Raw genomic sequence first — 4280 nt, forward strand, 5'->3', positions numbered from 1 at the left:
ATCGCCTCCCGCCGCGTCGTCGGCTGGGCCACCGCCGACCACCTGCGAACCGAACTCGTCGCCGACGCCCTCGAGGCCGCCTGCCACACCCGCCGTCCGTCCGGCCCGGTGATCTTCCACTCCGACCGAGGCTGCCAATACACCAGCCGTGAACTAGCCGCCCTGGCCTCGCAGTTCGACATCAGGCTGTCCGTCGGCCGCACCGGTCAGTGCTGGGACAACGCGCTCGCGGAATCGTTCTTCTCCACCCTGAAGAACGAGCTGGGCGACACCCACCCCTGGCCCACCAGGACCGCCGCCCACACCGCCATATTCGAGTGGATCGAAAGCTGGTACAACTTGCGACGGCTCCACAGCAGCCTCGGCTACCGCAGTCCCGCCGAATACGAAACCGCCTTGGCGGCCTGACCAACACACCAACGGTGTCCGTCAAAGCGGAACAAGCTCAGGGAGAGCGGTGTGACTGGCAGTTCGTGTCATGCCGGTCGCTCTGGCTTCAGGCTTGGTCTGTGTGGGGTAGGTCGAGGTAGCGGGCGGCGTCGTTGAGGACGTCGGGGGTGAGGGCTTCGGTGCCGTCGAGGATGGCGAGTTGGGCGGCCATGCCGATCAGTGGGGTGAGGTGTTCCATGAGCCCGTCGGTGATCTGGTAGAGCTTTTTCTGATGGTCGAGGAGGCTGTCGGGTTTGTGATGGCGCAGGCGGAGCCTGCCATCCAGTGCGGCCAGGGTGCTGACCCATTCGTCGGGGTGTTCCTTGCAGCGGGGTAGGAGCCGGTTGACCCAGAGGGTGGGGACCGAGCGCGGCCGGATCGCCGCTGTGGATTCTGTGGGGCGGCGCAGTATGGGGAAGCGGGCGGCGCGGGCTTCGCGGAGGATGTCGCTGGAGCCGATGCCGCTCCAGAAGACGGTCAGGCCCAGTTCGTCGGTGAGGTAGTCGAAGAAGTCGAAGGTGGGCTGCAGGTCCTCGGTCCGCAGCCGGTCGATCCCGTCGACGAGGCACACCTCCGTGCGGGCGTGGCGCATCACGTGGACAGCGGGGCCGGTGAAGTCCTTCATACGCTGTACGGGGCGTTGCTCGGTGTCGGAGCGGTACAGGTCCCAGCCGATGAACAGGGCCAGGGCCGCGGACCAGTCTGCGGGTGAGCCCTGTTCGGGAGGGGCGTTGACGCAGACGACGGGGATGCGGCTGTCGTCGATGCCGTGGAGTTTCTCGCGGCGTCCCTGGTGGGCCATGCCGATGTGGTGGAGCAGGGTGCGTTTGCCGGTGCCGCGGCAGTCGCTGTCGATGGCGATGTGGGGGCAGGGGTGGCGGCGTTCGCCGTTGAGACGCAGCAGGCGTCGTGCGGTCTTTAGCCCTGTGGCGATGTCGGTGGTTTCGACGAGGCCGAGCTGGGCGTGGTAGCGCACCCGGGGGTCGTCCTCGTCGACGGGGACCGTGTCGCCGGCTGGCGGGATCGCGGGCGGGGCGGGCTGGTGGCGCACGCGTGCTCGCCAGCCGTGCAGGGTGGTCGGCGGCCCGGGAGCGGAGAGCGGTGTCGGCGCGGGAGGTGGGGCGCTTTGAGCGTCACGCGCGGGGGCTTTCAGCGGTCGTCTCCTTGCCGCGAGCTGTCCGGTTCATCGCCGCTCGGAGCGCCGGGCGTTGGAGGGGCGGGGCCGTTGTCGGCCCCGAGGGTCCCCTCCGGGCGGGGCATGCGGTCGGCGTCGCCCACGGGCGCGTCGCCCACGGGCCCGGGATCGGTGGGGGAGGGCGGGTGGAGGCCGGGCAGGGATGCCAGGAACTCCTCAAGGCTCTGGCCCGCGCCCCGCACGGGCTCGGACGTGTCGAAGAGGTCGCCTGCCGGGCGGTCTAGGGACCGGAACGGGCGGACGGAGTCCGGGTCCAGAGGCGGCATGTCGTCGTCGTAGGGCTCGGCCGGCGCCGGCAGTGCCGGACGGGACGGTGCGACCGCGCGGGGAGCCGGCCCGGTGGCGGCGGGCGGGGGACCGGCGGTGGCGGTGCGAAGCAGCTGGGCGGTGGCGCGGGTGATGGCAGCCTCGTCGTGGCGGGTGCCGCCGGCGGCGAGGTGGATGTTCAGTGCCGCGGCCCAGGTCTCCTCGGTCCACCGGTCGTCGAGGAGTCGGCGGTGGATGAAGGGCACCTCGATCCACGGGTCGCTGCCGGGTTCGGCACGGTGGTTGAACAGCCAGGCGACTTCGGGGTGGTCGGGGGAGCAGTGGACTTCCCAGCGGCCCTGCTGGGCTGTAATCCCGGAGGGCCCGCGGCACGGGTCCAGTGTTCCCCGGCCGAGGTTGTAGGTGCGGTTGTTGATCTGGAAGCCCTTGCGGCTGACCCGTACTCATACCGCGGGCAGAAGTTTGCGGTTCTCCTGCGGGGTCAGGGCGGTGGACCGGTAGCCGCGCAGGGATACCAGGGCCGCATACATCTGGTTGGGCGTCAGGCGCAGACCGGGGGTGAAGGGGGAACGGAGCGCTCCGTGGGGGGTCTGCTGCCAGCGCAGGACCACCCACTGCTCGAACAGTTCCTGGAGCTGCGGGATCGTCCACAGCGGCTGCTTGCGAACTTGTTTGCCGCGCAGGTCCAGGCGGTGGTGGGTGTAGGTGGCCAGGTGCTGGCTGAAGCCGGTCTTCACCGCCCGCATGGCGCGCTCCACGATGGCCTTGTCGACCGCGGTCCGCAGCCGTGCCTCACGTACCTCGATGCCCAGGGAGTGGCAGGCACGGGTGAAGTCCGCCGAAATGTAGGGCGAGCCGTGGTCGATGACGAGGGTCTCGGGCTTGATGACGGGCCGGGCAGCGGCGCCCGCGAAGCGGGGGTCGGCGGCCAGGAGGTCCTCGAAGGGAAGGTCGGATCCTTCCGCGAAGGTTTCCGGTGCCCAGCCGGGCCGTGCGGGCAGCGGGGCCGTGGTCTGGGCGACGACCTGCATGGTGTCGAAGGATCGGGTGGCCCGCCCGGCGAGCCACCGGCCACCCCCGCCACTGCGGCTGGCCCGCTTGGGCACGATCAGTGATCCGACGACGCTGCGGGTGGCCACATCGATCGCGATCGTGAGCTCCACGGAGATGACCCGCCCGTCGTCCCCGAGGACGAGGACGTCCAGCCCCGTGGTGTCGATCTGCACCAGGTCCCCGGGCCAGCGGGCCCAGGTCGCCCGCCGGGAGCCGGGCCGCTCTGCCGAGATCGCGGATCCGGTCGCGCGCCGGGCAGCGGCGGTATGTGCGTTCTGCGCGGTGATCCCCAGCCGCTCCAGCAGCCGGTAGAACGTCGCCGGACTGTTCACCAGCCCCCGAGCGGTGTCCGGGGCGGCGAGCAGATGTGCGTAGCGGGCCCGAACCGTCTGCTCCACCCGGTCGATCAGCCTGGACAGGGTTCCCGGGGAGAGGCCCCGCTCGCGCTCGTCCTCCAAGACCTCCCACACGATGTCGACCACGCGCGGATCGACGCGTCCATGCGGGGCCGCGGCGCGCAGGTGCCGCTTGTCGACGAGACCCATCAGGCCCTCTTTACGCCAGGCCGCGCACTTTCGCTCGACGGTGGCCGCGGACACCGGGACTCCGGCCTGGGTGAGCTGGGCGGCCTTGGCCTGGTACCACTGGCGCAGGGTGCGGAGCTGCGGGTCGTAGGCCGGCTTTGGCTCGGTGGTGGCGGGAACATGCGGGGCCTGCTCGTGCAGTACCTCTTTGACGTGCCACTCCCACTTCTCGGCGGCCTTGCGTACGTCGCGTGGAAGGGCACTGAACTCACCGCTGCGCCCGGGCAGGGCGCTGCGCGGCGCCGCCCGGTTCAGTACGGCGAAGTCGGGGGCAGAGGTCACGGCCGTCTGCAGGATGATCAGCGGTTCTGCCTCTGCCAATTCCACTGGTTCTGTGGCGTCGAGGAAGATGCGCGGTCCGTGGAAGGCGGTGACCGTCCAGAGGGCACCGCGGAAGCGGATGGTGTCCCCCAGAGCGAGGGTGTCGGCGGCCGCAGGCGCTGTGGCGCCTGCGGCGTGCTGAGGTGCCGCGGTCATGCGACCTCTCCCGGGTGTGCCCATGCCGTCGACGAGGGGGTGAGCGGGGTGTTCATGTCGGTGTGCAGACGCTGCGCCCAGATCAGGTGGTAGGCGAGGTCCAGCCCCGACAGCGGGGGCAGGGCGGCGCCGCGCACCCCGGAGCGGATGGTGCGCGGCTTGGTGAACTGCTCTGCCAGCTTGATCAGAAACTCAAAGGGTTCTCTTCGATGGTGTAGCGGACGTGGGGGCCGTGGAAGTAGCCGCGGACGATGTGAGGCTGGCGTTGCCGTCGT

Annotated in this window: 5 protein-coding genes; 1 reads left to right on the plus strand and 4 read right to left on the minus strand. The window is 70.4% G+C overall.

The features are described 5' to 3' along the window. The coding region (locus ACIQV3_RS40430) for an IS3 family transposase (RefSeq protein WP_403722354.1) at positions 1–408 on the plus strand (408 nt) is incomplete at its 5' end. Positions 409–496: 88 nt separating this feature from the next. Here ACIQV3_RS40430 and ACIQV3_RS40435 read toward each other — a convergent pair. The 4 genes from ACIQV3_RS40435 to ACIQV3_RS40450 all read right to left on the minus strand — a co-directional run bounded on the left by ACIQV3_RS40435 (position 497) and on the right by ACIQV3_RS40450 (position 4142). After that, positions 497–1480: a hypothetical protein gene (locus tag ACIQV3_RS40435; protein ID WP_403722357.1), complete on the minus strand. Its 984-nt coding sequence runs from the start codon at positions 1478–1480 to the stop codon at positions 497–499. Positions 1481–1578: 98 nt separating this feature from the next. Further along, complete coding sequence (locus tag ACIQV3_RS40440; RefSeq protein ID WP_403722362.1) at positions 1579–2136, minus strand: hypothetical protein; 558 nt, start codon at positions 2134–2136, stop codon at positions 1579–1581. Positions 2137–2334: 198 nt separating this feature from the next. Then, positions 2335–4005: a hypothetical protein gene (locus ACIQV3_RS40445; RefSeq protein ID WP_403722364.1), complete on the minus strand. Its 1671-nt coding sequence runs from the start codon at positions 4003–4005 to the stop codon at positions 2335–2337. After that, positions 4002–4142 carry a hypothetical protein gene (locus ACIQV3_RS40450; RefSeq protein ID WP_403722366.1) on the minus strand — a complete coding sequence of 47 codons (141 nt, stop codon included), beginning with the start codon at positions 4140–4142 and terminating at the stop codon, positions 4002–4004. The genes ACIQV3_RS40445 and ACIQV3_RS40450 overlap by 4 nt, the downstream gene beginning before the upstream one ends. Between the last annotated feature and the right edge of the window lie 138 nt (positions 4143–4280).

It is taken from the genome of Streptomyces sp. NPDC099050 (assembly GCF_044759865.1).
Classification (GTDB): Bacteria; Actinomycetota; Actinomycetes; order Streptomycetales; family Streptomycetaceae; genus Streptomyces.

Bases quoted from the DNA above. Each gene is read 5' to 3' on its own strand.
- ACIQV3_RS40445 (WP_403722364.1), bottom strand. From the start codon at position 4,005: ATGACCGCGGCACCTCAGCACGCCGCAGGCGCCACAGCGCCTGCGGCC.